Annotated in this window: 23 protein-coding genes; 18 read left to right on the forward strand and 5 right to left on the reverse strand. The window is 47.4% G+C overall.

Going from position 1 to position 25,753, the window contains the following annotated elements; translation table 11 throughout:
- Positions 1 to 2,004 (forward strand): NAD-dependent DNA ligase LigA, encoded by a 2,004-nt coding sequence (ligA, locus tag ICU98_RS03175; protein WP_215352724.1) that lies wholly within the window; start codon positions 1 to 3, stop codon positions 2,002 to 2,004.
- Here ligA and ICU98_RS03180 read toward each other — a convergent pair.
- A complete protein-coding gene (locus ICU98_RS03180; RefSeq protein WP_215352725.1) occupies positions 2,001 to 4,595 on the reverse strand; it encodes a [protein-PII] uridylyltransferase in 2,595 nt (864 codons plus the stop codon). The genes ligA and ICU98_RS03180 overlap by 4 nt on opposite strands.
- 18 nt (positions 4,596 to 4,613) lie before the next feature.
- Positions 4,614 to 5,450: a type I methionyl aminopeptidase gene (map, locus tag ICU98_RS03185; protein WP_215353062.1), complete on the reverse strand. Its 837-nt coding sequence runs from the start codon at positions 5,448 to 5,450 to the stop codon at positions 4,614 to 4,616.
- A 260-nt stretch (positions 5,451 to 5,710) separates the two neighbouring features.
- Here map and rpsB point away from each other — a divergent pair, with 260 nt between their 5' ends.
- From rpsB to ICU98_RS03265, 16 genes are all read left to right on the forward strand, one after another.
- The gene (gene rpsB / locus ICU98_RS03190) at positions 5,711 to 6,460 is read left to right on the forward strand and encodes a 30S ribosomal protein S2 (protein ID WP_215335414.1); all 750 of its coding nucleotides are present in this window, start codon (positions 5,711 to 5,713) and stop codon (positions 6,458 to 6,460) included.
- Positions 6,460 to 7,341 (forward strand): translation elongation factor Ts, encoded by an 882-nt coding sequence (gene tsf / locus ICU98_RS03195; RefSeq protein ID WP_215352726.1) that lies wholly within the window; start codon positions 6,460 to 6,462, stop codon positions 7,339 to 7,341. Before rpsB ends, tsf begins: the two co-directional genes overlap by 1 nt.
- Positions 7,342 to 7,528: 187 nt before the next feature.
- The gene (gene pyrH, locus ICU98_RS03200) at positions 7,529 to 8,239 is read left to right on the forward strand and encodes a UMP kinase (protein ID WP_215335416.1); all 711 of its coding nucleotides are present in this window, start codon (positions 7,529 to 7,531) and stop codon (positions 8,237 to 8,239) included.
- A gap of 11 nt (positions 8,240 to 8,250) precedes the next feature.
- Positions 8,251 to 8,811: a ribosome recycling factor gene (frr, locus tag ICU98_RS03205; RefSeq protein WP_215335417.1), complete on the forward strand. Its 561-nt coding sequence runs from the start codon at positions 8,251 to 8,253 to the stop codon at positions 8,809 to 8,811.
- A 34-nt stretch (positions 8,812 to 8,845) separates the two neighbouring features.
- Positions 8,846 to 9,619: a polyprenyl diphosphate synthase gene (gene uppS / locus ICU98_RS03210; RefSeq protein ID WP_215352728.1), complete on the forward strand. Its 774-nt coding sequence runs from the start codon at positions 8,846 to 8,848 to the stop codon at positions 9,617 to 9,619.
- An 18-nt stretch (positions 9,620 to 9,637) separates the two neighbouring features.
- Entirely contained in the window at positions 9,638 to 10,465 is an 828-nt protein-coding gene (locus tag ICU98_RS03215; RefSeq protein WP_215352729.1) for a phosphatidate cytidylyltransferase, read from the forward strand.
- A complete protein-coding gene (gene ispC / locus ICU98_RS03220; RefSeq protein WP_215352730.1) occupies positions 10,462 to 11,655 on the forward strand; it encodes a 1-deoxy-D-xylulose-5-phosphate reductoisomerase in 1,194 nt (397 codons plus the stop codon). The genes ICU98_RS03215 and ispC overlap by 4 nt, the downstream gene beginning before the upstream one ends.
- A gap of 13 nt (positions 11,656 to 11,668) precedes the next feature.
- Positions 11,669 to 12,781 carry an RIP metalloprotease gene (locus ICU98_RS03225; RefSeq protein ID WP_215352731.1) on the forward strand — a complete coding sequence of 371 codons (1,113 nt, stop codon included), beginning with the start codon at positions 11,669 to 11,671 and terminating at the stop codon, positions 12,779 to 12,781.
- Entirely contained in the window at positions 12,781 to 15,123 is a 2,343-nt protein-coding gene (bamA, locus tag ICU98_RS03230) for an outer membrane protein assembly factor BamA (RefSeq protein ID WP_371818445.1), read from the forward strand. Before ICU98_RS03225 ends, bamA begins: the two co-directional genes overlap by 1 nt.
- A gap of 17 nt (positions 15,124 to 15,140) precedes the next feature.
- Positions 15,141 to 15,668 carry an OmpH family outer membrane protein gene (locus ICU98_RS03235; RefSeq protein WP_215352732.1) on the forward strand — a complete coding sequence of 176 codons (528 nt, stop codon included), beginning with the start codon at positions 15,141 to 15,143 and terminating at the stop codon, positions 15,666 to 15,668.
- A 5-nt stretch (positions 15,669 to 15,673) separates the two neighbouring features.
- Positions 15,674 to 16,750 (forward strand): UDP-3-O-(3-hydroxymyristoyl)glucosamine N-acyltransferase, encoded by a 1,077-nt coding sequence (gene lpxD / locus ICU98_RS03240; RefSeq protein ID WP_215352733.1) that lies wholly within the window; start codon positions 15,674 to 15,676, stop codon positions 16,748 to 16,750.
- A gap of 22 nt (positions 16,751 to 16,772) precedes the next feature.
- A complete protein-coding gene (gene fabZ / locus ICU98_RS03245; RefSeq protein ID WP_112203565.1) occupies positions 16,773 to 17,222 on the forward strand; it encodes a 3-hydroxyacyl-ACP dehydratase FabZ in 450 nt (149 codons plus the stop codon).
- A complete protein-coding gene (gene lpxA, locus ICU98_RS03250; protein WP_215352735.1) occupies positions 17,222 to 18,019 on the forward strand; it encodes an acyl-ACP--UDP-N-acetylglucosamine O-acyltransferase in 798 nt (265 codons plus the stop codon). Before fabZ ends, lpxA begins: the two co-directional genes overlap by 1 nt.
- A 6-nt stretch (positions 18,020 to 18,025) precedes the next feature.
- The gene (gene lpxB, locus ICU98_RS03255; protein WP_215352737.1) at positions 18,026 to 19,231 is read left to right on the forward strand and encodes a lipid-A-disaccharide synthase; all 1,206 of its coding nucleotides are present in this window, start codon (positions 18,026 to 18,028) and stop codon (positions 19,229 to 19,231) included.
- A complete protein-coding gene (rnhB, locus tag ICU98_RS03260; protein ID WP_215352739.1) occupies positions 19,228 to 19,821 on the forward strand; it encodes a ribonuclease HII in 594 nt (197 codons plus the stop codon). Before lpxB ends, rnhB begins: the two co-directional genes overlap by 4 nt.
- Positions 19,818 to 20,639, forward strand: coding sequence for an RNA methyltransferase (locus ICU98_RS03265; protein ID WP_215352741.1), 822 nt, complete (start codon positions 19,818 to 19,820; stop codon positions 20,637 to 20,639). The genes rnhB and ICU98_RS03265 overlap by 4 nt, the downstream gene beginning before the upstream one ends.
- A 3-nt stretch (positions 20,640 to 20,642) precedes the next feature.
- On the opposite strand, the gene ICU98_RS03270 is transcribed toward ICU98_RS03265, so the two are convergent.
- Positions 20,643 to 21,470 (reverse strand): pyruvate, water dikinase regulatory protein, encoded by an 828-nt coding sequence (locus ICU98_RS03270; RefSeq protein ID WP_215335428.1) that lies wholly within the window; start codon positions 21,468 to 21,470, stop codon positions 20,643 to 20,645.
- Between the two features lie 107 nt (positions 21,471 to 21,577).
- On the opposite strand from ICU98_RS03270, the gene ppsA reads away from it, so the two are divergent.
- Positions 21,578 to 23,974, forward strand: a complete 2,397-nt coding sequence (gene ppsA, locus ICU98_RS03275; protein ID WP_215352743.1) for a phosphoenolpyruvate synthase — start codon at positions 21,578 to 21,580, stop codon at positions 23,972 to 23,974.
- A 31-nt stretch (positions 23,975 to 24,005) separates the two neighbouring features.
- Here the strand turns inward: ppsA and ICU98_RS03280 are convergent, their stop codons facing one another.
- Both ICU98_RS03280 and ICU98_RS03285 read right to left on the reverse strand, forming a co-directional pair.
- Positions 24,006 to 24,896, reverse strand: coding sequence for a peptidase (locus ICU98_RS03280; RefSeq protein ID WP_215352745.1), 891 nt, complete (start codon positions 24,894 to 24,896; stop codon positions 24,006 to 24,008).
- A 36-nt stretch (positions 24,897 to 24,932) separates the two neighbouring features.
- The gene (locus ICU98_RS03285) at positions 24,933 to 25,751 is read right to left on the reverse strand and encodes a transglutaminase family protein (protein WP_215352746.1); all 819 of its coding nucleotides are present in this window, start codon (positions 25,749 to 25,751) and stop codon (positions 24,933 to 24,935) included.
- Positions 25,752 to 25,753: the final 2 nt, after the last annotated feature.

Raw genomic sequence — 25,753 nt, forward strand, 5'->3', positions numbered from 1 at the left:
ATGAATCTTGCGGATCGTTACGCCTTTTTACAAAAAGAGCTTGCGCGACTCGAGCATGCCTACTATGTCCTTGATGCTCCGCTATTGCCGGATATTGAATACGATCGACTGTATCGAGAGCTGCTGGAGATAGAGGCTGCACACCCCGAATGGATCACTCCAGAATCTCTGTCCCAGCGGGTTGGCGGTACTGCACTTAAAGAGTTTGATTCGGTAGAGCATGTTGTCCCAATGCTTTCTCTTAATAATGCCTTTGAGGATGCCGAATTAATTGCGTTTGATCGCCGCTGTAGGGAGGGCTTAAACGTCAAACAGGTCAGCTATGCTGGCGAGTTGAAGTTTGATGGTCTGGCGATCTCTCTGCGTTATGAAAATGGCTCCTTAGTCCGAGCAGCAACTCGAGGCGATGGTGCAAGCGGAGAAGATGTTACTGCGAATATCAAAACCGTTCGCGCCATTCCTCTGCGGCTACTGGGTAAAAATATTCCAGCTGTTTTGGAGGTCCGTGGCGAAGTTTTCATGTATCTGGATGATTTCCAAAAAATGAATCAACAAGCGGCTGCTCAGGGCGAAAAAGAGTTTGCTAATCCGCGTAATGCTGCTGCCGGTAGCTTAAGGCAGCTTGATTCGAAGATTACCGCTAAGCGCCCATTGTCTTTCTTCGCTTATGGCCTAGGCGCCTTAGAGCCCCAAGGATGGCTTCCCGCAACTCATGAAGAGTTGCTCAATCGCTATGCAGATTTAGGCTTGCCGGTTTGCTCAGAACGAAAAGTATTGAAATCAGTAGAAGAGATGCTGGGTTTCTATCATGCGATAGAAGCCAAACGCGATACCTTGCCATACGATATTGATGGCATCGTTTACAAGGTAAATGCTTTTGCAGAACAAAATACCTTGGGCTTTGTTTCAAGAGCCCCCCGTTTTGCTTTGGCTCATAAATTTCCTGCTCAAGAGGCTCTGACTACCGTCTTGGGTATTGACGTTCAGGTGGGTCGAACTGGTGCCATTACACCCGTTGCTCGATTGGCCCCGGTAGTGGTGGGCGGTGTCACAGTCACCAATGCAACCTTGCATAATGAGGATGAAGTTAGGCGCAAGGACGTGCGTATCGGCGATACCGTCACCGTGCGACGGGCTGGTGATGTGATCCCAGAGGTGGTCTCAGTCATTCAGGAGCGCCGCCCTGAGGACGCCACTCAGTTCGTAATGCCTACCCGTTGCCCAATCTGTGATTCCCATATTGAGCGTTTAGAAAATGAAGCAGTGGCACGTTGTAGCGGGGGTTTATTTTGTGGAGCGCAGCGTAAGCAGGCTCTCATCCATTTTGCCCATAGAAGGGCGCTCGATATTGAAGGTCTCGGTGAGAAGATTGTTGATCAATTAGTGGATCAAAATCTTGTTAGAACTCCAGCAGATCTTTACAGGTTGGGACTCGCTGCTCTTGCTAATCTGGAGCGCATGGGCGATAAGTCAGCGGATAACCTCATTCAAGCTATTGATCAATCTAAAAACACTACCTTAGCCAGATTTATCTTTGCTTTGGGCATTCGCCATGTAGGTGAGACGACTGCAAAAGACCTTGCTAATCATTACCAGTCGATGCACGCTCTGATGGATGCTAGGTTAGAAGATCTGCTGACGGTGAAGGATGTTGGGCCTGTAGTCGCAGATTCGATTGTGAGCTTTATGCAAGAGACCCACAACCGCGAAGTGATTGAACAGCTATTGGCTTCGGGCATGCAATTATCCTTGGAAAAGAAGGTCATCAGCGCTGCGGTAGCCGGTAAAACTTTTGTGCTCACAGGAACTTTCCCTAGCCTGAGTCGCGATCAAGCTAAAGACCTTTTGGAGAAGGCGGGTGCCAAGGTGGCAGGCTCAGTTTCTAAGAAGACGGATTATGTTGTTGCCGGTACAGATGCTGGCAGCAAGCTGACTAAAGCAGAAGAGTTGGGCATTACAGTGATTGACGAGCAGGCCATGCTCGCATTACTGGGTTCAAACTAGGTACCCAGCACCTCTAATAATTCAGTTTCTAATTGGATTTGTAATTTCGGATTCTTACTCAAGTTCACGGCATCAAGCAGTAAAACGTCTTCTACTCTTTCGCCTAAGGTATTAATTCGGGCGGTATGAAGAGAAACCTGGTGTTTAGCAAGCACTCGTGAGATGGCATAGAGCAGGCCTGTCCGATCGCTGGCTGAGAGCGAGAGGGCAAAGTATTGGCCACGCTCATCTGGCATTACCCGCACCCGAGGTTGAATCGGGAAGCTACGAGACTGTCTAGATAGGCGACCCATACTGGGGTCTGGCAATGGAGCTTCACTCTGAAGTGCCTCCGTAAGTTCGTATTCAACCAGCTGGATGAGATCCCGATAGCTGCCGCCTTCGGAAACTAAATTACTTCCCGAGATTTGGAAAGTATCCAATGCGTATCCATTGCGAGTGGTATGAATGCGGGCATCCCAAATCGAGAATCCGTGTCGCTCAAAGTAAGCGCAGATACGTGCAAATAAGTCTTCCTGATCTTTGGTATAGACCGCAACTTGCAAGCCATCACCGATGGGAGAGAGTCTGGCTCGCACAATGGGGTCGGGACTATCTACCTTAGTAAACAGTAGGCGTGTTAGCCAAGCAATATCTGCAGCATCTTGCCTAAGGAAGAAGGGGACATCAAGTTGTTTCCAGAAATGAGCATAAGAGGCATCTTCCAGACCGTATAAACGGAGCTTGGCGCGAGACTCTTCTTGATGTTGGGCCAACTCCGATGATGCGTCTGACTTCGAGCCACCGAGCACTCGCAGGGTGGCGCGGTAAAGATCCTCTAGCAATTTACCTTTCCAGGCATTCCATACTTTTGGGCTGGTGCCACGAACATCAGCAACTGTCAACAAATATAGCGCAGTTAAATGACGTTCATCGCCGACATGCTTGGCGAAAGCATTGACGACTTCTGGATCGGTAATGTCTTTCTTTTGCGCGACTTGACTCATATTGAGATGCTCAGCAACCAACCATACAAGCAACTCTGTATCGGTCTTATCGAGACCATGCTCTTTGGCAAATTTGCGCATATCTGCTTTGCCAAGTTGAGAGTGATCACCACCGCGACCTTTAGCAATGTCATGGAAAAGGGCCGCTATGACAAGTAACCAAGGCTTATCAAAATGGGCAATCAGGCTGCTGCAGAAAGGAAATTCGTGGGCATGTTCCACTACCATAAAACGGCGCACATTACGTAAGACCATCAAGATATGCTGATCAACGGTATACACATGAAAGAGGTCATGCTGCATTTGGCCAACGATTCTGCGAAATGCTGGTAGGTAGCGACCCAGCACACTTGTTCGATTCATTAGCTGAAAAGCGCGGCTGACACCCTCTGCTTGCTTCACAATCTCAATAAAGATCTGTCGATTGAGGGGGTCGTTACGCCACTTCTGATCCATTAATTGGCGGGCGTTATAGAGCGCTCTGAAGATCGTGGCAGATAAACCCTTGACGCTGGGAGTCTGCGCAAAAACCAAAAAGGTGCGCAAAATCTGTTCAGGATGCTTTTCATACAGGAGCGGGTCGACAATATCTAAAAGGCCTTGACGCTCAATAAAGTGCTGATTCTCTTCGCCAATAATGGCGTGGGTAGTCTTGGATTCTTGTGGAAACAGTAAGGCCTCAATATTTTGCAGCAAGATATCGTTCAGCTGCGTGACCGCTTTAGCTGCCCAATAATATTGGCGCATGATTGCTTCGCTTCCTAAGCGGGCGGATGCTTCATGGAGTCCCATTGCAGCTGCTAAGGGATTCTGAAGATCAAAAGCCAAAACATCTTGCCTACGACCAGCAAGCAAATGCAAATTAGCGCGTAAGGTTTCTAGAAACTTTTGGTTCCGATTCAGTTCAGTCAATTCCCGCTTGGTGATGAGTCCTTGGGAATTGAGATCCTTGAAGGTCTTTCCAAGTTGAGCCGCCTTACTGACCCAAGAGATGACCTGTAAGTCTCTCAAACCACCGGGACTCTCTTTGCAGTTAGGCTCAAGGGAATAGGGGGTATCTTGATATTTATGGTGGCGTTGGATTTGTTCTGCAAGCTTGGCTTGGAAAAATGTTTTAGGATCCAAAGCTTTCTCAAAAGCAATCGTAAATTCTTTAAAGAGTCCTTTTTGTCCATCTATGAAGCGTGCTTCTAATAGGGAGGTGCGCACCGTAATGTCTTGCTCAGCTTCGCTGACACACTCACTCACAGTTCTCACTGAAGAGCCAATCTCTAGACCAGTATCCCAACAAGAGGCAACAAACTTTTCTACTTTTCTGGAGAGGGTCTCCGGCATCGGATCCTGATTGCCGGGTAGCAAAATTAAGATATCAATATCTGAGTAAGGAAAAAGTGCGCCTCTACCAAATCCGCCAACCGCCACGAGCGCAGCCTCTTTCTCCAGATTGCTCTCTTTCCATAACTGAATGAGCAGTTGGTTACTCAATTTACAAAGCTGCTTAGTCAGCTTATGAATCTGCTGATCACTTTTAAATTGATCGAAAGCATGATCTCGTGCGCTACGAAAGCTGGCTGCATTGGAAACCAGGGCGGCAGGTGCGTTCATGGCCAGAGTCTCAGAAGACTATGCGCTAGCGGTTTCAGGCCTAAACACGAGACCTTTGACGCAATCGGGGGGAGGGTTGCTTCCAGAAGACCAAGTGAGGACCTCAACACCAGTTGCGGTCACTAAGAGTGTGTGCTCCCACTGTGCAGACAAACTACGGTCTTTTGTTTTCACTGTCCACTGATCAGGCATGGTCCGGATTTCACGACGGCCCGCGTTGATCATCGGCTCAATAGTGAAGGTCATACCTTGTTCTAATTTCTCCCCAGTTCCTGGGCGACCGTAATGCAAGATTTGTGGGTCCTGATGAAACACTTTGCCAATGCCGTGGCCACAATATTCCCTAACAACAGAGTAGCCCGCATTTTCAGCATGCGTTTGAATTACGTGGCCAATGTCCCCAAGCGATGCGCCAGGTTTTACTTGCGCAATACCAAGCCACATGCATTCAAAGGTAATTTGGGTCAAGCGTTTTGCCATAACAGACACTTCGCCCACCATAAACATGCGGCTGGTATCGCCGTAGTAACCATCGGGGGTAATCACAGTGATATCTAAATTGACAACGTCGCCAGTTTTAAGGATCTTCTCCCCTGGAATGCCATGACAAATCACATCATTGACTGAAGTACAGATGGATGCCGGAAAAGGCGGGTAGCCAGGAGGCTGGTAATTGAGCGGAGCGGGAATCGTCTTTTGTACATCCCGCATATAGGTATGGCAAATCCGATCAAGTTCAGCAGTGCTGACCCCTGCCTTGACGTGAGGGGCGACGTGGTCTAAGACTTCACTCGCTAAACGGCCTGCTTCCCGCATGCCTTGGATATCTTTTTCTGCTGTAAATACGCTATTCATGCCTTGATTATCAACGACTTGCCTTGCTGTGGTTAAGCGGATTTGCCCAATTTTGAGGCTTAAAGCCGACTCAGCCATCAATGGGAGTGAGCTAAACCTTGCTAGAGGCTTGATATTTAAGCTATAATTTCGTTCTCAGGTCAGTCTGGACTCATTAAAAACAGTCCAAAGTGATCTGAAATAGCGAGTTAAGCCTTCCAGGGTGGCGCTTTTGAGCGCAGCTAGGACTTAACTTAAGAACCAACCCTTAGGAGAATTACATGTCAGTGACTATGCGTCAAATGCTGGAAGCCGGTTGCCATTTTGGTCACCAAACCCGTTTCTGGTCCCCAAAGATGGCCCCTTATATTTTCGGCCATCGCAACAAGATCCACATTATCAACTTGGAAAAAACTTTGCCAATGTTTCAGGACGCCCTGAAATTTGTCAAACAAGTTTCCGCTAATCGTGGCACCATTTTATTTGTTGGCACCAAGCGTCAGTCTCGCGAAATCATTGCTGAAGAAGCAACTCGTGCAGGCATGCCCTACATCGATAGCCGTTGGTTGGGTGGCACACTCACCAATTTCAAAACCGTTAAAGGTTCCCTCAAGCGCTTAAAAGATATGGAAGTTGCTAAAGAGGCAGGTGATTGGGAAAAGCTGTCTAAGAAAGAAGCTTTGACGAATGATCGTGATCTCGATAAGTTGCAAAAAGCTTTGGGTGGTATTAAAGATTTGAATGGCGTACCCGATGCGATTTTTGTAGTTGACGTCGGTTATCACAAGATTGCGATTACTGAAGCGAACAAGCTTGGTATTCCTGTTATTGCAGTTGTGGATACCAATCACTCTCCAGAAGGAATTGATTACATCATTCCTGGCAATGATGACTCCAGCAAAGCGGTCACCTTGTATGCACGTGGCGTTGCTGATGCCATCCTCGAAGGTAGAGCAAATGCAGTTCAAGAAATTTTGATCGCTGCTAAAGAGGGTGAAGAAGAGTTTGTTGAAGAAGGGAAGGCAGACTAATGGCCGCTATTACCGCTGCAATGGTTGGCGAATTACGCGCCAAAACTGACGCACCCATGATGGAGTGCAAGAAGGCTCTGACTGAGGCTGATGGCGATATGGCTAAAGCAGAAGAGATTCTGCGTGTAAAGCTTGGTAGCAAAGCCGGTAAAGCCGCTTCCCGGGTCACTGCTGAGGGTATCGTGGCTTCATTCATCAACGGCACTACTGGTGCCTTGCTTGAAGTGAACTGCGAAACCGATTTCGTTTCTAAAAATGATGATTTCTTAGCCTTTGCTAATGCGTGCGTGAAGTTGATTGCTGAGCACAATCCTGCTGACGTCACTGCTTTATTGGCGTTACCAATGAATGGTTCTACGGTTGATGAAGTACGTAGCGCCTTGATTGGCAAGATTGGTGAAAACATCATGCCACGTCGTTTCAAGCGTTTTGCTGGCAGCAATCAATTGGTTTCTTATCTCCACGGCACCCGCATTGGTGTCATGGTTGAATTTGAAGGTGATGAGACTGCTGCGAAGGATGTAGCAATGCATATTGCTGCCATGAAACCAATCGCTTTATCAATGGCTGACGTTCCTGCTGAATCGATTGCTGTGGAGCGCAGTGTTGCTGTGCAAAAAGCCGCTGAATCAGGCAAACCACCAGAGATCGTTGAAAAGATGGTTGAAGGTTCAATTCAGAAATACCTTAAAGAGGTTTCTTTATTGAATCAGACTTTCGTGAAGAACGATAAGCAAACTGTTGAGCAAATGCTCAAAGCAGCCAACTCGACCATCAAAGGCTTTACGATGTTCGTTGTAGGCGAGGGCATTGAGAAGCGCCAAGATGACTTTGCTGCTGAAGTTGCAGCTCAGGTTGCTGCTGCCAAAGCCACTGCTTAATCTCGGTAATCAGGCTTAGCCCTATCAGGCTTAGCTGTAGTATCCAAAGGGCATAGAAACCGTGTTTCTATGCCCTTTTCTTTGATCCTTGCCAAGCCCTTTATAATCTTTCCGAGATATAAAAAACACTTAAAGATCAATAAGCTAAGTTCAGTACCGACTTAGTTAATACGGAAGATAGAAGAAAATGCCAGCCTACAAAAGAGTACTCTTAAAACTATCTGGTGAAGCCTTGATGGGAGATGATGCCTTTGGTATCAATCCAGCGACGATTGATGCAATGGTTGGTGAAATTGCGCAAGTGGTCAATAGCGGTGTCGAGTTAGCAATCGTGATCGGTGGCGGTAACATCTTCCGCGGCGTAGCGGGCGGTGCTGCTGGCATGGATCGCGCTACTGCAGACTACATGGGAATGCTGGCTACGATGATGAATTCTTTGGCCCTGCAAGATGCCTTGCGTCAAAAAGGGGTCGAGGCTCGCGTGCAATCCGCTTTGAGAATGGACCAAGTTGTTGAGCCTTACATTCGTCCACGAGCGATCCGAGCAATGGGCGAGGGCAAGGTCGTTATTTTTGCCGCTGGTACAGGAAATCCATTCTTTACTACCGATACTGCTGCCGCATTACGAGGCGCTGAAATGGGTGTGGAAGTCATGCTCAAGGCCACTAAGGTTGACGGTATCTACAGCGCTGATCCTATGAAGGATCCTAGTGCAACCCTTTATAAAACGATTACATTTGATGAGGCTCTCATCAAAAATTTACAGGTGATGGATGCTACTGCCTTTGCACTTTGCCGCGATCGCAAGTTGCCTATCAAAGTATTCTCGATTCTCAAACCAGGCGCATTGATGCGGGTGGTTCAAGGTGAGTCAGAGGGTACCTTAGTACACGTTTAACAGGAGGTCGGATGTCTGCAGCAGAAATTAAAACCAATACTGATCAAAAGATGCAAAAGTCTCTCGAGGCTTTAAAAACCAATTTAGCCAAAATCCGATCGGGTCGTGCAAACCCTGGAATTTTGGAGCACATTCAAGTTGACTACTACGGAAACCCCACGCCCTTAAGTCAGGTCGCTAGCTTAGGCTTGGCCGATGCGCGCACGATTAACGTTCAGCCTTTTGAAAAAACGATGGTTGCCGCAATTGAGAAGGCGATTCGTGATTCTGATTTAGGATTAAATCCAGCCTCACAAGGCACGGTGATTCGCGTGCCAATGCCTGCCCTTACTGAAGAGCGCCGTCGTGAGCTCACTAAGGTCGTTAAATCTGAGGGTGAAGAGACTAAGATTGCAGTACGTAATTTACGTCGTGATGCTAACGAACATCTCAAACGCTTAACCAAAGATAAAGAGATTTCTGAGGATGAAGAGCGTCGCGCTACTGATGAAATTCAGAAGATGACGGATAAAGCGGTGGTTGATGTCGATAAGATCATTGCTGATAAAGAAAAAGAGATCATGACGGTTTAAGACCGACTCTTTTCAATCTTCTGATTACTTATAGATGACCCAGTACACGAGCTCTACCCTGGCGATCCCAGAGGTCAGCGCTGTTCCACGTCATGTTGCCATCATTATGGATGGCAATGGGCGCTGGGCTAGCAAGCGACATATGCCCAGAGTAGCAGGGCATTCCGAAGGCCTCACTGCAGTTCGCAAAATTGTTGCAGAGTGCCGTCGTCTCGGCGTGGAGTACTTAACGGTTTTTGCTTTTAGCTCAGAGAACTGGCGTCGACCACCTGAAGAAGTTGGCTTTTTGATGAAACTCTTTTTGAAGTCTTTAAAAGGTGAAGTGACTCGTTTGGCTGAAAACGATATTTGTCTCAAGTTAATAGGGGACTTAGAGCGCTTTGATTCTGACATTCAAAAGATGGTCTCATTTTCTGAGGAAAAAACGGCTCACTGTCAGGCGCTGATATTTACGATTGCTGCTAACTATGGTGGCCGCTGGGATATCTTGCAAGCGATGCGCAAATGTCTTATTGCCCATCCTCACTTAAAGCCAGAGCAGGTGAGTGAAGAGTTGATTCAGCCTTTCCTGTCGATGTCCTATGCCCCTGAGCCGGACTTATTCATTCGTACAGGTGGTGAGCAACGGGTAAGTAATTTTTTGCTATGGCAACTTGCATACACAGAACTGTATTTCACAGACGTTTTATGGCCAGACTTTGACGAAATCGAACTTCAGAAATCTTTCGAATGGTTTAGTCAACGCGAACGGCGCTTTGGCAGGACTAGTGCGCAAGTCATGTCTCAGAGCATGAGTGATGCGGTTTAAAACTTTGCAAACTTTCAAATGCTAAAAACTCGAGTCATTACAGCAATCATTCTGCTCATGATTCTGCTGGTAGTTTTGTTTATGCTACCCCCTGTTTATTTAGGCGGATTTTTCCTATTACTCGTAATGGCCTCCGCATGGGAGTGGAGTCGATTAGTATTTCCTCATCGACCTTGGCTAGCGTATTTGAATGCTGGTGCTTGTCTATTGCTCATTGCTGGCTTAATGATCTTGCATCAACCTTTGGGGCCATTCTCTCTCATGTCTACTGCCGGTATCTTCTGGTTGCTAATCGCCCCCTTGCTCTTATCTAAGGGCCTGAAGATCAATTTCCAAAAATGGTCAGTTCCCTATTTTGTCTTGGGGCTTGTTTTGCTCCCAGCAACTTGGTTTTCAGTCATGTTCCTCCGCGAAATCGGCTTGTTGTTTCTATTATCGACCATGGCGCTGGTTTGGATTGCGGATATTGGTGCTTACTTTTTTGGGAAGGCATTTGGGAAGCGCCGTCTTGCCCCAGAAATTAGTCCTGGTAAATCGATCGAAGGCGCTCTTGGTGGTCTTGCCCTTTGCTATGTTTATGCGGCCCTATGCGCTTTTTATTTAGCACCTACTGTGACTTTGTTTGGTGTTTGGGCATATCGCTTTGGTTGGTTGCCCATGTTTTTAATGGTCACTGCTTTAACTTGCCTCAGCATCTTTGGGGATTTATTTGAATCTCAACTTAAACGGTTGGCTGGAGTCAAAGACAGTAGTCATTTATTGCCAGGACATGGTGGCGTATTAGATCGGGTTGATGCATTAATCCCTGTAATGCCGATTGCAGTTCTGCTGATGGGATTTTTATGAGCAGTAAACAGCGTGTCACTATTTTAGGGTCCACTGGCTCCATTGGTACGAATACTTTGGATGTGATTCGGGCGCATCCCGAGCGCTTCGAAGTCGTTGCCCTCACAGCGGCAAAACAAGTCGAGCGCTTGGCAGAGCAGTGTATTGAGTTCAAACCGCGACTTGCAGTAGTTGGTGATGCCGCATCAGCTATAAAACTTTCTGAACTTCTTTTAGCAAAGCAAATCAGCACTACCGTTTTATATGGATCAGAAGCCTTGATTTCTGCGGTGCTCGAATCGGATTGCGATACCGTAATGGCGGCAATTGTAGGGGCGGCAGGCTTGCTGCCCACTTTGGCTGCCGCTAAGGCCGGCAAAAGAGTCTTGCTTGCGAATAAAGAAGCGCTCGTCATGTCCGGTAAGTTATTTATGGATGCAATGCGCGAAGGTGGCGGAGCATTGCTGCCCATTGATAGTGAACATAATGCGATCTTTCAATGTTTGCCTGTCCATTTTTCAAAAAGTCCAAGCCTGCACCACGGTGTTGAAGAGCTATGGTTAACCGCCTCTGGCGGACCATTCAGAAACACACCTCTCTCTGAGTTGGGCCAAGCAACCCCCGAGCAGGCCTGTGCCCATCCAAATTGGGTCATGGGTAAAAAGATTTCTGTGGACTCGGCAACGATGATGAATAAGGGTCTAGAGGTAATCGAAGCTTATTGGCTATTTGGTTTGCCGATCGAAAAAATTCAGGTCTTGATTCATCCTCAAAGTGTGGTGCACTCGATGGTGCGCTATTGCGACGGCTCAGTGATTGCTCAGATGGGTCAGCCTGATATGCGAACACCTATTGCTTATGGACTTGCCTGGCCCGACCGCATCGTTGCAGGCGTTGAACCATTGAATTTGACTCAATTGACTGCCCTCAATTTTACGGAACCTGATCTTCTGCGTTTCCCTTGTTTGTCGCTGGCATTTCAAGCGGGTAAGCAGGGTGGACTAGCCCCGGCGGTATTGAATGCAGCCAATGAGATTGCGGTCGCAGCATTTTTAGATAATGCGCTCGGATATGTGCAGATATCAGAGGTAGTGGAGCGGGTACTTAATGGGATTGAGCCTACTGTTGCGAGCTCGCTCGAAGATATTCTTGAGGCGGACGCTAAAGCAAGAACCATGGCTATTGATGTGATTCAGCATCTGCACTCCTAATGAGGACATTCCTTTGCAGGCATTGATTACCTTCGCTGCATTTTTGTTAACCCTCTGCATTGTGGTTTGCTTTCATGAGTTCGGCCATTTTTTGGCTGCTCGCCTATGTGGCGTCAAAGTCTTGCGTTTTTCACTCGGTTTTGGCAAACCAATATTGACTTTCAAGTCAAAGCATTCTGCTACAGAGTGGACATTGGCGCCGATTCCTTTGGGCGGCTATGTCAAACTTCTGGATGGCAGGGATCCTCAACAAACCATTAGGGAATCAGAGCAAAGCCAAGCTTTTGATGCCAAGCCACTATGGAAACGATCATTGATTGTCTTCGCAGGCCCCTTAGCGAATTTCATCTTAGCTATCTTTCTATTAACGAGCATTTACGTTGCTGGAGTCGTTCAGTTACCAGCGCGTTTGCAGGCGCCTCCATTGGATTCTGTTGCTGCGAGCTTAGGCATTGTCCAAGGAGATCAAGTTCTAGCTTGGCGTATGCAAGCCGACAACGATTTTGAACCTGTGATCAGTTGGAATGCGCTCCGCTGGAATGTGATGGATGCCATTACCTCAAAAGAGGGCTTTGTATTGAGGGTGCAGGATCCCTCAGGACGGCAATTTACAACTGAATTTTTACCTTCCCAATTACCCTCGATGTCCTCGTCGGGAGACCCTTTTTCCCAGCTTGGCATTCTTCCAGTAATACCGCCAGTTTCTGAATACTGGAACCTTAAATTAGATCCTATGAGTGCCTGTCGATATGCCACCAGGCGGGTTTACTTGATTAGCAAAGTCTCTCTGAGGCTAATGGCGGGTTTATTGACTGGCGAGAGCTCTCTAAAACAGCTCGGGGGACCGCTCAGTATTGCTAATATGGCGGGGAGGACGGCCCAAGTAGGGTGGCAGGCTTACTTGGCATTCTTGTCGATTTTGAGCATTAGTATTGGCCTGCTGAATCTGGTGCCATTGCCAATGCTAGATGGGGGTCAGCTCCTGTATGATGCATGGGAGTTGGTCTCTGGGAAGCGGATTTCGACTTCATTGCAGGAGCAGTTCCAGAAAGTGGGCTTTATCTTGCTGATTTCCATTTCCCTCTTGGCCTTGTTTAATGATTTACAACGCTATTTTTCGCCTTGATCCATCTGAATCCTTTTTTCTCTCGGTTTGCCCGATTTGCCGCACAGGTTGCACTGGTTTTTGCTAGCGTTTGTATCAGCGCTCACGCAGCCGACTCTTTTGTCATTAAAGATATTCGTCTTGAGGGTCTTCAGCGCGTAGAGCCGGGAACGGTTTTTAGTTATTTGCCTGTACAAGTCGGCGATACCTTCACCGATGAAAAGGGCGCTGATGCCATTCGGGCTCTTTATGAAACAGGCTTTTTTAGGGACGTTCAGATACAGGCTCAGGGCGATGTCCTGATTGTGATTGTGGAGGAGCGTCCAACGATTTCCCGCATCGAATTTACCGGCATGAAAGAGTTCGATCAAGAGATCGTTCGCAAATCCCTCAAGTCAGTTGGCGTAGCAGAAGCCCGTTTTTATGACAAAGCACTGATAGATAAGGCTGAGCAAGAGCTCAAACGCCAGTACGTGAGTAAAGGGATGTACGCCGCTGAGGTGGTGGCTACCGTGACACCGGTTGAACGCAATCAAGTGGCTATTTATTTCAATATTGATGAAGGCCCAGTGGCTAAGATTCAAGAGATTAATTTTATTGGTAACAAGGTATTTAGCGAAAGCACCTTAACTGGCATGATGCAGTTGCAAGTTGGAGGCTGGCTTTCTTGGTATACCAAAGACAATCTCTATTCCAAGCAAAAACTCACGGCTGATCTTGAAACCATCCGCTCTTACTATATGAATCGCGGTTATCTGGAGTTTGTCATCGACTCAACCCAGGTTTCGATTACACCAGATAAAAAATCAATTTATCTAACAATTAGCATTAAAGAGGGTCAGAAATTTACGGTGAGTAAAGTCAGCTTTGCAGGCGAACTGCTGGGGAAAGAGGCTGAGTTTATGCAATTGGTTCAACTCAAGCCCGGAGATACTTTTTCTTCAGCAAAATTAACCGAGAGCACTAAGGTGATTGCTGACTTGCTAGGTTCTTATGGCTATGCTTTTGCGACGATTAATCCTCAACCTGATATCCATCGCGAACAAAGCGAAGTAGATTTGACCTTAGTGGTTGATCCTGGACGTAGGGTTTATGTTCGCCAAGTGAATATTTCTGGCAATGCAAAAACCCGAGATGTTGTTATCCGCCGAGAAATGCGTCAGTTCGAAAGTTCTTGGTTCGATGGCGACAAGATTGAGTTATCTAAAAAGCGATTAGGCCGCCTAGGCTACTTTACTGAAAATAACGTAACTACTCAAGATGTGCCTGGCTCCCCAGACCAAGTCGACGTTAACGTCGATGTAAAAGAAAAACCTACCGGCGCTGTCTCTTTGGGTGCCGGTTACTCCAGCACTGAAAAAGTCATTTTAACAGCGGGTATCAATCAGGATAACGCCTTTGGAACTGGGCAGTCGATTGGCTTAAACGCAGCCTTGGGTAAGGTGAACCAAAGTTTAGCCCTCTCCAATTACGACCCTTACTTTACTGAGGATGGAATCAGTCGCTTTAGCGATATCTACTACCGCACTTCGAAGCCTTTGTATTACACGGGCGACCCCTCCTATCAAATAAGATCTGTGGGCACGGACCTCAAGTTTGGGGTGCCTTACAGTGAAGTGGATAGGATCTTTTATGGAACGGCGCTTGAGTACTTCCAAATTAACACTACTTCAAATACTCCGCAGCCATACCTAAACTATGCCCAGTCTTATGGGGTGCCAGCCCCGGGCTATCCTGGAACCTTAAACACTTACAACATTCCTCTGACCGCGGGCTGGTCTCGCGATGGCCGAGATAGCGCCTTAATTCCTTCTGAAGGTTCTTTGCAGCAATTGACTTCGGAGGTGGGAACGCCAGCCGGGAATATGACTTATTACCGTATGTATGGGCAGTATCAAAAATATCACTCTTTTAGCAAGGGAAATATTCTGTCTTTCAATGGTGAGGTAGGTTATGGCCAAGCCTACGGCACTTACCCCTTCCCAATTACTAAAAATTACTATGTCGGCGGTATTGGCTCTGTAAGGGGTTACGCCCCTGGTTCTCTGGGCCCCACCTACTACAACACCACCTATAACTCTTATCAACCCACTGGCGGTCAGTCGAAGATTGTTACAAACGTAGAGTACACGGTGCCAGTACCAGGGTCTGGCACCGATAAAACGCTGCGGATGTTTACTTTCGTTGATGGCGGCAATGCTTTCGGCGAGAATATCAACTTGGTGTTGAGGTATTCTTACGGGGTGGGTATATCATGGATATCACCCCTTGGCCCCTTGAAATTTAGCTATGGTATTCCAATAAATTCTCAGCCAACGGATAATATTCAGCGTTTGCAGTTCCAGATCGGTACCGCGTTTTAATTGTTAAGGAAAGTTTCATGAAGCTCTATCACTCTTCTAAATGGATATTATTAAGTCTTATTGCTCTGGCATCCGTCGCTTGCTTGCCTCAGGCATTTGCCCAAGAGGTTGGCACAAAAGTAGCGGTCGTTAATTCAGAAAAAGTTTTCAATGAATCTAACTTAGCCAAAGCAATGCAGACCCGTTTGCAAAATGAATTCACAAAGCGTCAGAATGATTTACGTGACAGCGCGCAAAAGATTAAATCCGCTGCCGAGAAGCTGGATCGCGATGCTGCCGTGATGTCTGAAGCAGACCGTATTCGTCGTCAGCGTGAGCTTGCTGACCAAGATCGTGAACTGCAGCGTAAGCAACGTGAGTTCACCGAAGATTTAAACCAGCGCACTTTTGAGGAGCGTGCCAAGATTGCTGAAAAGGCTAATCAGGTGCTCAAGCAAATTGCAGAGCAGCGTAAGATTGATGTCATTGTTCAAGAAGCGGCCTATGTTAGCCCTAAGTCCGATATTACCGATGATGTCATCAAGGCTTTAAATAACTCCAAATAAGTTTTATGCCCACCGCCATCGAGCTGGCCAAACAGTTTCAAGTGAGCTTGGTGGGGGAGAGCTCCCTCGTATTTGATAGCCTTGCTCCATTGGAGGGGGCACAATCAACCCAGATTGGTTTTTTATCCAATCCTCTATATCGCCAAGAAGCAATACAGAGCTCTGCTGGCGCATTAATTTTGAGCCAAACGGATTTTGATTTCTTAAAAGATCAGACTCAAAGTCAAAACCCCAATCGGGTTTACTTCATATCCAATAATCCCTACGCGACCTTTGCCAAAATAGCGCAATTCTTTGCTAAGGTGTCGGCAACACAATATCCAGCCGGTATTCACGCTAGTGCTGTGATAGATCCCTCTGCTCAGGTACCAGTCTCTTGCCATATTGGGCCCTTTGTTCAAATTGGTCCAGGGGTGCAGTTGGGTGAGCGGGTTTGTATTTTAGGAAATACCGTGATCGCCGAAAATAGTGTGATTGGCGCAGATAGTCTTGTGTATCCCCAAGTCTCCGTCTATCACAATGTTCACCTTGGCGAGCGTTGCATTATTCATAGTGGCGCAGTCATTGGTTCTGATGGCTTTGGTTTTGCACCGGATTTTTCTGCCAATGGCGGCGAGTGGGTGAAGATCCCCCAAACGGGTGGCGTTCGGATTGGGAGCGATGTTGAAATTGGTGCCTCCACTACGATTGATCGTGGAGCGATGGCAAATACAGAAATTGGCGCGGGCACTAAGATCGATAATCAAGTGCAAATCGCACACAATGTCATTATTGGTAAGGCCTGCGTGATTGCAGGTTGCGCCGCAATCTCAGGTAGCACCAAAATCGGCAACTTTTGTATTATTGGCGGGGCAGCCAATTTTGCTGGACACCTGACCATCGCTGATAGAACAACAGTTTCTGGCAATACTTCTATTATTCGCTCGATCAATGAGCCAGGGCAGCACTTTACAGGGGTTTATCCCTCTATGTTGCATAGCGCCTGGGAGAAAAATGCTGCCATCTTGCGCAGTCTAGATAAAATACGGCAACGCTTGCGTTTCATGGAGCAAAAGAAAAGTGATAACTCAGCTGTAGATTGAATTGTTTTGAATTGGGCAAATTATGAGTAAATCAACTGGAATCGACATCAACAAAATATTAAAGTTGTTGCCGCACCGCTACCCATTTTTATTGGTAGACCGTGTATTAGAAATTACCCCCCGCGTAAGCATTACCGCTCTCAAGAATGTCACCATGAACGAGCCATTCTTTCAGGGGCATTTTCCGGATTTCCCGGTGATGCCTGGGGTGCTGATTATCGAGGCCTTGGCTCAAACAGCAGCGCTACTGACTTTTTCTGAAGAGCGCGCTGAAGATGCAGTCTATTACTTTGCCGGTATCGATGGTGCACGTTTCAAAAAACCCGTATTGCCTGGTGATCAACTCATCATGACAGCAACGTTGGAGCGTGAGCGGGCAGGCATTTATAAGTTTCAGGTTCAAGCCACGGTGGATGGTGAGCTTGCTGCAGAAGCCAATATTACTTGCGCAGTCCGTTCGAAAGGCGCGTAATGAGTTTGATTCATGCGACAGCAATCGTCGACCCAAAAGCTGAGCTGGCTCAGAACGTAGAGCTCGGCCCGTATTGCGTTATTGGCCCAAACGTCAAGATTGGCGCAGGCAGTAAGATCGGATCGCACACCGTGATCGAAGGTCACACGACTATCGGTAAAGACAATCATATTGCTAGCTTTGCGGCAATCGGTGGAGCTCCCCAAGATATGAAGTACCGTGGCGAGCCTACGCAACTCATCATTGGCGATCGCAATACCATCCGTGAGTTCACAACGATTCATACAGGTACAGCGCAAGATGCTGGTATTACCCGTATCGGAAACGATAACTGGATCATGGCTTATGTGCACATTGCACATGATTGTCAAATTGGTAACCACACTATTTTTTCAAGTAACGCTCAGATCGCTGGACATGTACAGGTCAATGATTGGGCCATTATGGGTGGCATGTCTGGGGTACATCAGTTTGTGCGGATAGGCCAGCATGTCATGCTGGGTGGCGCATCTGCCTTGGTTCAGGACATTCCACCGTTTGTGATTGCGGCAGGGGACAAAGCAACTCCACACGGTATTAATGTCGAAGGCCTAAAGCGCCGTGGTTTCTCAAGTGAAACAATTTCTGCATTACGACAAGCTTATAAAACCTTATACAAGGATGGCCTAAGCTTTGAAGAGGCAAAGGTGGAGCTGCAAAAGATGGTGAGCAATCATGCAGCCGACCCAGCGACAGCAGAGAAGCTTTCTGAGTTTCATGACTTTATTGCCGCATCTACCCGCGGCATCATTCGGTAAAGTGACTTGCCCAAATTAGCTTGCGTTGCTGGTGAGCCCTCTGGTGATTTGCTGGCAGCACCAGTGCTGAGTGCTTTAAATCAAATTCCAGATATGGCGGGTCTCGAGATGTATGGAATTGGGGGCCCGCTGATGCAGGCCCAAGGGTTTCGTTCCGATTGGCCAATGGAGACCTTGAGTGTCCGCGGCTATGTCGAAGCCCTTAAACAACTACCAGCGATCTTAAAAATTCGTAAAGCATTGGTTCAATCTTTGCTGACCTCGAATCGGCCCGATATCTTCTTAGGCATTGACGCTCCTGACTTTAATCTGGGTGTTGAAATGCAATTGCGCGAAGCGGGCATTCCGACTCTGCATTTTGTATCACCATCCATCTGGGCATGGCGAGCAGGACGTATTAAAAAAATTGCCAAAGCAGTGGATCGCATGCTGTGCATCTTTCCCTTTGAGGCCGAGATTTATGAGCGTGCTGGTATAGCTGCTACTTATGTTGGGCATCCTTTGGCGAGTGACATTCCTTTACAGCCTGATACATCGGGCGCTAGACAAAAGCTCTCTCAATTGATGCACTTTAGTCCAGATAAACTCGATGGGACTGTAGTCGCCGTGCTTCCTGGCAGTCGTGCATCCGAGATTGAATTAATTGCCCCTGTATTTTTTGAGACTATGGCTGTTTTAGCAAATAAGCTAAAAGGTCAAGCGCTCCATTTTTTAATTCCAGTGGCAACGGCTCGCTTGCGAGCTCCCCTTGAAACTCTCAAATCCCAATTACAAAATCAATATCCTGATGTTCAGATTCATCTGATCGATGGACAGGCTGACCTCATTCTTGAGGCTGCCGACGTTGTCCTGATTGCCAGTGGTACGGCAACCCTGCAAGCGGCGCTCTGGAAAAAACCTATGGTGATTTCATATAAGGTACCTTGGTTGACTGGACAAATAATGAAGCGTCAGGGATATCTTCCTTATGTGGGTTTGCCAAATATCCTCTGTGGTGAGTTTGTTGTGCCTGAACTGTTACAAAATGAGGCAACCCCAGATGCCCTCGCAAAGGCTTTAATGGTTTGGCTAGATCATCCTGCTAAAGTGACTCAACTACAAAGTCGCTTTGCCCAGATGCATGAAACCTTGCGCAGACCAACCGGCCTTTTGGTGGCACAAGCTGTAGCTCAAGAAATTAAATTCAAACAGACCAAAGCAACATCAATATGAGCACAATATGGATTTGTGGCGTTGATGAAGCGGGGCGTGGCCCCTTGGTGGGTTCTGTAGTAGCTGGAGCAGTGATTCTCGATCCGCTTCAACCTATTTTGGGTTTAAAAGATTCTAAGAAACTGTCTCCAACAAGGCGCGAGTCGCTCTACGCAGAAATCATGCTTAAAGCAAAAGCTTGGGGAATTGGTGAAGCCAGTGCCACAGAGATTGATGAAATAAATATTCTGCAAGCTAGTATGCTGGCGATGCAGAGGGCAGTGGAAGATCTTGTGAGGCGGTTTGGTCAGTGGCCAGACAAAGCATTAATTGATGGCAATCGCTGTCCTCAATTGCCGATTGCAGCGGAAGCGATTGTGAAGGGTGATGCAAAAGAGCCCGCAATCTCAGCTGCCTCCATCTTGGCAAAAGTGACTCGCGATCGTCAAATGCAAAGCCTGCATGAGCTTTATCCGCAATATGGATTTGCGCAGCACATGGGCTATCCAACCGAAGTGCACTTTGCAGCCCTCAAGCAGCATGGAGCATGCCACGAACACCGTAAAACCTTCTCTCCAGTACGCGCTGTGCTGGAAGGATCTGCCAAATGAATCTGGAACCGATTAGCTCCAAAGAAAATTCGCTGTTTAAAGAGTTGCGCTTACTGCAGGCTGCTGGTGCCAAGGGGCAAAAAGCAAGACTTGCAAGCGGGCAGGCAATATTAGAAGGGATTCATTTAATCCAGACCTGGGCGGGGGATCCAGCACTGAAGACTCTGTTCACCTCCGAGCAAGGCCTGGTGAATCCTGAAATTGCTGAGGTGCTATCGAACCATCTTGACGCATGTCCAGATACTAAGGTGTATCTATTGGATACCAAGCTATGGGATCTATTGAGTGAATTGGTTAATGCGCCACACTTGGCGGGATTATTGTCCTTGCCGACATCAATACTCAATCCAGGAGCTATCTCAACACTGAGTGGCGATGTGTTGATCTTGGATCGAATTCAGGATGCAGGCAATGTTGGATCGATCTTGCGAACCGCAGCTGCCGCAGGCTTTACTCAGGTGTTAGCCTTATCTGGTACAGCGCATCTTTGGTCTAGTAAGGTATTGAGAGCTGCCATGGGCGCACATCGTTTATTAGATCTTCATGAGGGTTGGTCCAATCAACAAATGTTGAGTGCCATTGAGGCACCACTACTGGCGACGAGTGCAAATGGACAAAGTGACTTGTATCAAATCCATAGCACGCTACAAAAACCAGTCGCATGGGTGATGGGTAGCGAAGGACAGGGGGTTTCAGAAGAAATCTTGGCACAAGCCAAAACGGTATCGATTCCGATCGACCCCAGAGTAGAGTCTTTAAATGTTTCTACTGCGGCAGCAGTTTGCTTGTTTGAAACCCTCAGAATTCGTCGAAGCTGAGTCTTAGCCCAAGATAGTTTTATCGGCCTTAATTGCTTGCAATACTGTAGTGGCGATTTCTTCGATAGATTTGCTGGTGGTGCTGACCCAAGGAATAGACTCTTTCTTGAGCATCGCTGTTGCTTCATTAATTTCATAACGACAATTTTCTAGCTTGGCATAGTTGCTACCTGGACGCCGTTCATTGCGGATTTCCGAAAGACGCTCAGCATCTATCATCAGCCCAAAGATTTTCTGGCGATATGGGAGCAAGTCCTTTGGTAATTGCCCTCGTTCAAAATCCTCCGGAATGAGGGGATAGTTTGCGGCTTTCAGGCCATATTGCATAGCCAAATAGAGGCTGGTTGGGGTCTTGCCCACTCGAGAGATGCCGACCAAGATGACATCAGCCTCGGTGAGCTTGAGATTAGACTGTCCGTCATCGTGCGCCAAGGAATAATTAATTGCCTCAATCCGATTTTTATAAGCCGCTGTGTCCGCATTGTGGTGTAGACGGTTCATGGCATGGGTGGACTTGATGCCTAGGGCTTGTTCAAGGGGTGCCACAAAGGTCTGAAACATATCCAAAATCAGGCCATTGGCTTTTCCGACAATCGCGTTGAGCTCTGGGTTTACTAGGGTAGTAAAAACAATGGGTTGCACGCCATACTTAGACGCCGTCTGATTAATGCTGCTAACCGCCTCATGGGCTTTTTCAGAGTTATCCACAAAAGGTATGCGAACCTGCCTAAAAGTGGCCTCAAATTGAGCCAAAATCGATTGACTGAAGTTCTCGGCGGTAATGCCGGTGCCATCTGAAACAATGAAAACGATGCGGGATTCGGTGGACATGATTTTGGGTCTTAGGGTCGGTGTCAGCACTACAATAATACGTGAATGAAGTATGCCGTACCTTATACGGCCGCTCGACCAGTTTCCTTATCCTTAGAGAGTATTTTATGTCCAACCAACAGTATGAAAATAGCAGTTTGGCGCAAGCCTACGTTTTACCTTTTGAGCAACTCCGCATGACTGACGTTGAATCTGTCGGCGGTAAGAATGCCTCCTTAGGGGAAATGATTTCACAATTGGCAAGTACTGGGGTACGTGTACCCACCGGTTTTGCCACTACTGCACTGGCCTTTCGTGATTTCTTGCAGCATAACAATCTCACCGAGAGAATTCAGCAGCGTTTAGAGCATCTGAATATTGATGATGTTCGTGCTTTAGCTGAAGCGGGTGCAGAGATTCGTCGCTGGATTGAGACTGCCCCTTTTCAGCCTCGTCTAGATGAAGAAATTCGGGTCGCCTTTAAGAAGCTTGATGAATCCGGGAAGGGCTCTTTTGCAGTCCGCTCTTCAGCGACTGCAGAGGATCTGCCAGATGCTTCATTTGCTGGTCAACAAGAAACTTTCTTGAACGTCGAAGGGATTGACGATGTTTTAAAGAAGATTCGTGAAGTCTTCGCTTCGCTTTATAACGATCGTGCGATTTCCTATCGGGTTCACAAAGGCTTTGCCCATGCTGAAGTTGCTTTATCTGCTGGTATTCAGCGGATGGTGCGTTCAGACTTAGGTGCGGCCGGCGTGATGTTTACCTTGGATACCGAATCGGGTTTTGAAGATGTGGTCTTCATTACTTCCAGCTATGGCTTGGGTGAGACCGTTGTTCAAGGCGCTGTAAACCCGGATGAGTTCTATGTCTTCAAGACCACACTTGCTAAAGATAAAAAAGCAATTATCCGTCGCTCATTAGGATCAAAGCTGATCCAGATGCAATTTGCTCCTGCCGGTTCAGCAGAAAAAGTAGTCACTGTCGATGTATCTCCAGAGAAGCGCAATCGTTTTTCTTTGGAAGATGCGGATATCACCGAGTTGGCCAAGTACGCTGTCATCATTGAAAAACACTACGGTCGCCCAATGGATATCGAGTGGGGCAAAGATGGTCAAGATGGTCGTATTTATATTCTGCAAGCTCGTCCTGAGACAGTGAAGAGTCAAGCTGCTGGCCAAGTAGAAATGCGTTACAAGCTCAAAGGTAGCTCTAAGGTTTTGGCTAAGGGTCGTGCGATTGGTCAAAAGATTGGGGCTGGTCCAGTCCGTATCATTCGTGATCCTAGTGAAATGGATCGCGTACAGCCTGGTGATGTATTGGTTGCCGATATGACCGATCCCAATTGGGAGCCAGTCATGAAGCGCGCTTCTGCGATTGTGACCAATCGTGGCGGTCGTACTTGTCACGCTGCGATTATTGCGCGTGAGTTAGGTGTTCCAGCAGTGGTGGGTTGCGGCGATGCTACTGATCAACTCCAAGATGGCATGGTGGTGACGGTATCTTGTGCTGAAGGTGACGAGGGTCATATTTATGATGGTCTGATTGAAACGGAAGTAACTGAAGTTTCTCGTGGCGCTTTGCCTGAGATCCCAGTCAAGATCACGATGAATATCGGTAACCCCCAGTTAGCATTTGATTTCTGCCAAATCCCGAATGCGGGTGTCGGTCTCGCGCGTCTTGAGTTCATTATTAATAACTACATTGGCGTTCATCCCCGTGCAGTCTTGGAATACCCTAATGTCGATCCTGACCTCAAGCGTGCGGTTGAAAGTGTGGCACGGGGTTATGCAAGTCCAAGAGCGTTCTATGAGGACAAACTTGTCGAGGGTGTAGCTACTATCGCTGCTGCTTTCTATCCCAAGCCCGTCATTGTGCGTTTATCCGACTTCAAATCCAATGAGTACAAGAAACTGATTGGCGGATCACGTTATGAGCCTGATGAAGAAAACCCAATGCTCGGTTTCCGAGGTGCCTCGCGTTACGTCTCAGAGGATTTCGGTGAAGCATTCGCCTTAGAGTGTGCTGCGATGAAGCGGGTCCGTGAAGATATGGGTCTCGATAATGTGGAGATCATGGTGCCCTTTGTGCGCACCATCAAACAGGCACAGCGTGTGATTAGCATGATGGAGAAGTTTGGTCTCAAGCGCGGTGTCAATGGCTTGCGCTTAATTATGATGTGCGAGATTCCTTCCAATGCAATTTTGGCTGATGAGTTCCTCGAGTATTTCGACGGTTTCTCTATTGGTTCAAATGATATGACCCAGCTCACACTTGGCTTAGATCGCGACTCTGGCATGGAGTTATTAGCGATTGACTTTGATGAACGCGACCCTGCGGTTGAGTTCATGATTGCGCGCTCCATTGACGCCTGCCGTAAGCAAAACAAATACGTCGGTATTTGTGGTCAAGGACCTTCTGATCACCCAGACTTTGCTCGGTGGTTGGTTGCTAAAGGCATTACTTCTATTTCCCTCAATCCAGATAGCGTTGTAGCTACATGGGAGATGTTGGGCAAGCAGTAAGTCTTACCTTAGAGCCAACAAGGCGACTATCTTAGGCTTTTGCCTTGGTGGTCGCCTTTTTTGCTACCTTCTTCTTTGCTGCTGGCTTTGACTTCTGGATTGGCTTGGCAGGCGACACACTTTTTTGCAGGCGCTTATGCACTGGCACCGGTCCCATTTTTTTGGTTGGGGCAGTAATGGACGGTCCACGGCCTGAATTATTCCAGCTAGGCTCAACAATGGCATTAAAGGCGGCACGAAGTTTTTCGCCCCAGAGCTTATGAATCATCTCGAAATAGGGATTGGCATCATCGATAGTTACAAGCTTGCTGGCCTTCAAAGCGTTCTTTTCGTATACCAATAAATCCAGCGGCAGACCAACCGAGATATTACTTTTCAGGGTGGAGTCCATCGAGATGAGGGCGCACTTCGTTGCCAGATTCAGTGGGGTATCAAACGTAATGACGCGATCCAGAATGGGTTTGCCATACTTGGATTCACCAATTTGGAAGTAAGGTGTCTCAGGTGTTGCCTCGATGAAGTTACCTGCGGAGTAAACATTAAAAAGACGAGGACGCTCACCTTTAACCTGTCCACCAAAGATGAAATTGCAATTAAATTCAATTCCAGCCTTTGTCAGGGCTTCATGATCTCTCTCATACACTTGCTTGACAGCTTCTCCAACCACGACTGCTGCGTCATGACAGCTTTGTGCATTCCATAAATTGATGCCGTCAAATAACTGACCTTGGAGCAAGATTTCTTTTACTGCTTGGCTTATTGCGAGATTACCTGCGCTCATCAATGCAAAAAAACGATTTTGGTCTTTTTGAAAGAGCGCCATTTTGCGGAAGGTGCCAATTTGATCGACACCAGCATTGGTTCTCGTATCAGACAAAAATACTAGACCATCTTTTAAACACAGCCCCACGCAATACGTCATAGCAAAATTCCTAAAATGATTTTTGAGGATTATCGCCTAAGATAGAGAGAGCGGCTCGTAGGTGATCTGCTGTATCGAAATACTGGCACTGAGCTCTTCTCCGCCACCACCAGAACGCACCCCTTTCACGGGGGCAGCAGAGTAATAGTCGCGCCCGATAGCTAAACGGATATGTCTAGCATCGACTAAACAGGCATGCGTGATATCAACGCTTTGCCAGATGCCATGTTCGATATCACTACAAAAATCGATCCAGGCATGGCTGGCAAGATTAGGGGATTCCTCGGCAAAGAAATAGCCGCTGACATAGCGGGCAGGAATGCCGGAAGCTCGGCAAAGACCCAGCATGACATGGGCGTGATCCTGACAAACTCCAGATTTCAAGGCAAAAGATTGGGCCGCAGTGGTAGCAAAATTGGTTTCACCAGGACGATATGCAATCGTATCTTGTACAGCACTCGCTAGTTTAAGAACTGCTTCAGTTGTATTTTTTTTAGGCAGATGCTTCTCGAAGAAAGACAGCATTTCGGGAGTGGGCTCTGTCAAATGGGTTTGCTGAAGCAAGTAGAAAGGGGATACGGCTTTTGGTGTATCAATGAATTCGTAGGCATCCTGGGTATAGATCTCACCCTCAGCCTCAATCATCATTGAGGTATAGGGACTTTCTTGGACAAAGATATTGCAGAGGTTGCCAAAAGCATCTAGTGAATTGCTTGCCTTAATTGGCGTACCAAGCTTCCAGCGCTCAATCTTCTGCCCCGCAGTTTGCGGAGGGGTCAGACGTAGTTCCTGAATGGAGTAGCGTACAGGTGTTTCGTAGCGATACTCAGTGCGATGGCGGATTTTTAAATGCATAG

This window comes from Polynucleobacter sp. MWH-P3-07-1, assembly GCF_018687555.1.
Lineage (GTDB): Bacteria > Pseudomonadota > Gammaproteobacteria > Burkholderiales > Burkholderiaceae > Polynucleobacter.

Bases quoted from the DNA above. Each gene is read 5' to 3' on its own strand.
- ligA (WP_215352724.1), top strand. From the start codon at position 1: ATGAATCTTGCGGATCGTTACGCCTTTTTACAAAAAGAGCTTGCGCGA.
- ICU98_RS03180 (WP_215352725.1), bottom strand. From the start codon at position 4,595: ATGAACGCACCTGCCGCCCTGGTTTCCAATGCAGCCAGCTTTCGTAGC.
- map (WP_215353062.1), bottom strand. From the start codon at position 5,450: ATGAATAGCGTATTTACAGCAGAAAAAGATATCCAAGGCATGCGGGAA.
- rpsB (WP_215335414.1), top strand. From the start codon at position 5,711: ATGTCAGTGACTATGCGTCAAATGCTGGAAGCCGGTTGCCATTTTGGT.
- tsf (WP_215352726.1), top strand. From the start codon at position 6,460: ATGGCCGCTATTACCGCTGCAATGGTTGGCGAATTACGCGCCAAAACT.
- pyrH (WP_215335416.1), top strand. From the start codon at position 7,529: ATGCCAGCCTACAAAAGAGTACTCTTAAAACTATCTGGTGAAGCCTTG.
- frr (WP_215335417.1), top strand. From the start codon at position 8,251: ATGTCTGCAGCAGAAATTAAAACCAATACTGATCAAAAGATGCAAAAG.
- uppS (WP_215352728.1), top strand. From the start codon at position 8,846: ATGACCCAGTACACGAGCTCTACCCTGGCGATCCCAGAGGTCAGCGCT.
- ICU98_RS03215 (WP_215352729.1), top strand. From the start codon at position 9,638: ATGCTAAAAACTCGAGTCATTACAGCAATCATTCTGCTCATGATTCTG.
- ispC (WP_215352730.1), top strand. From the start codon at position 10,462: ATGAGCAGTAAACAGCGTGTCACTATTTTAGGGTCCACTGGCTCCATT.
- ICU98_RS03235 (WP_215352732.1), top strand. From the start codon at position 15,141: ATGAAGCTCTATCACTCTTCTAAATGGATATTATTAAGTCTTATTGCT.
- lpxD (WP_215352733.1), top strand. From the start codon at position 15,674: ATGCCCACCGCCATCGAGCTGGCCAAACAGTTTCAAGTGAGCTTGGTG.
- fabZ (WP_112203565.1), top strand. From the start codon at position 16,773: ATGAGTAAATCAACTGGAATCGACATCAACAAAATATTAAAGTTGTTG.
- lpxA (WP_215352735.1), top strand. From the start codon at position 17,222: ATGAGTTTGATTCATGCGACAGCAATCGTCGACCCAAAAGCTGAGCTG.
- rnhB (WP_215352739.1), top strand. From the start codon at position 19,228: ATGAGCACAATATGGATTTGTGGCGTTGATGAAGCGGGGCGTGGCCCC.
- ICU98_RS03265 (WP_215352741.1), top strand. From the start codon at position 19,818: ATGAATCTGGAACCGATTAGCTCCAAAGAAAATTCGCTGTTTAAAGAG.
- ICU98_RS03270 (WP_215335428.1), bottom strand. From the start codon at position 21,470: ATGTCCACCGAATCCCGCATCGTTTTCATTGTTTCAGATGGCACCGGC.
- ppsA (WP_215352743.1), top strand. From the start codon at position 21,578: ATGTCCAACCAACAGTATGAAAATAGCAGTTTGGCGCAAGCCTACGTT.
- ICU98_RS03280 (WP_215352745.1), bottom strand. From the start codon at position 24,896: ATGACGTATTGCGTGGGGCTGTGTTTAAAAGATGGTCTAGTATTTTTG.
- ICU98_RS03285 (WP_215352746.1), bottom strand. From the start codon at position 25,751: ATGCATTTAAAAATCCGCCATCGCACTGAGTATCGCTACGAAACACCT.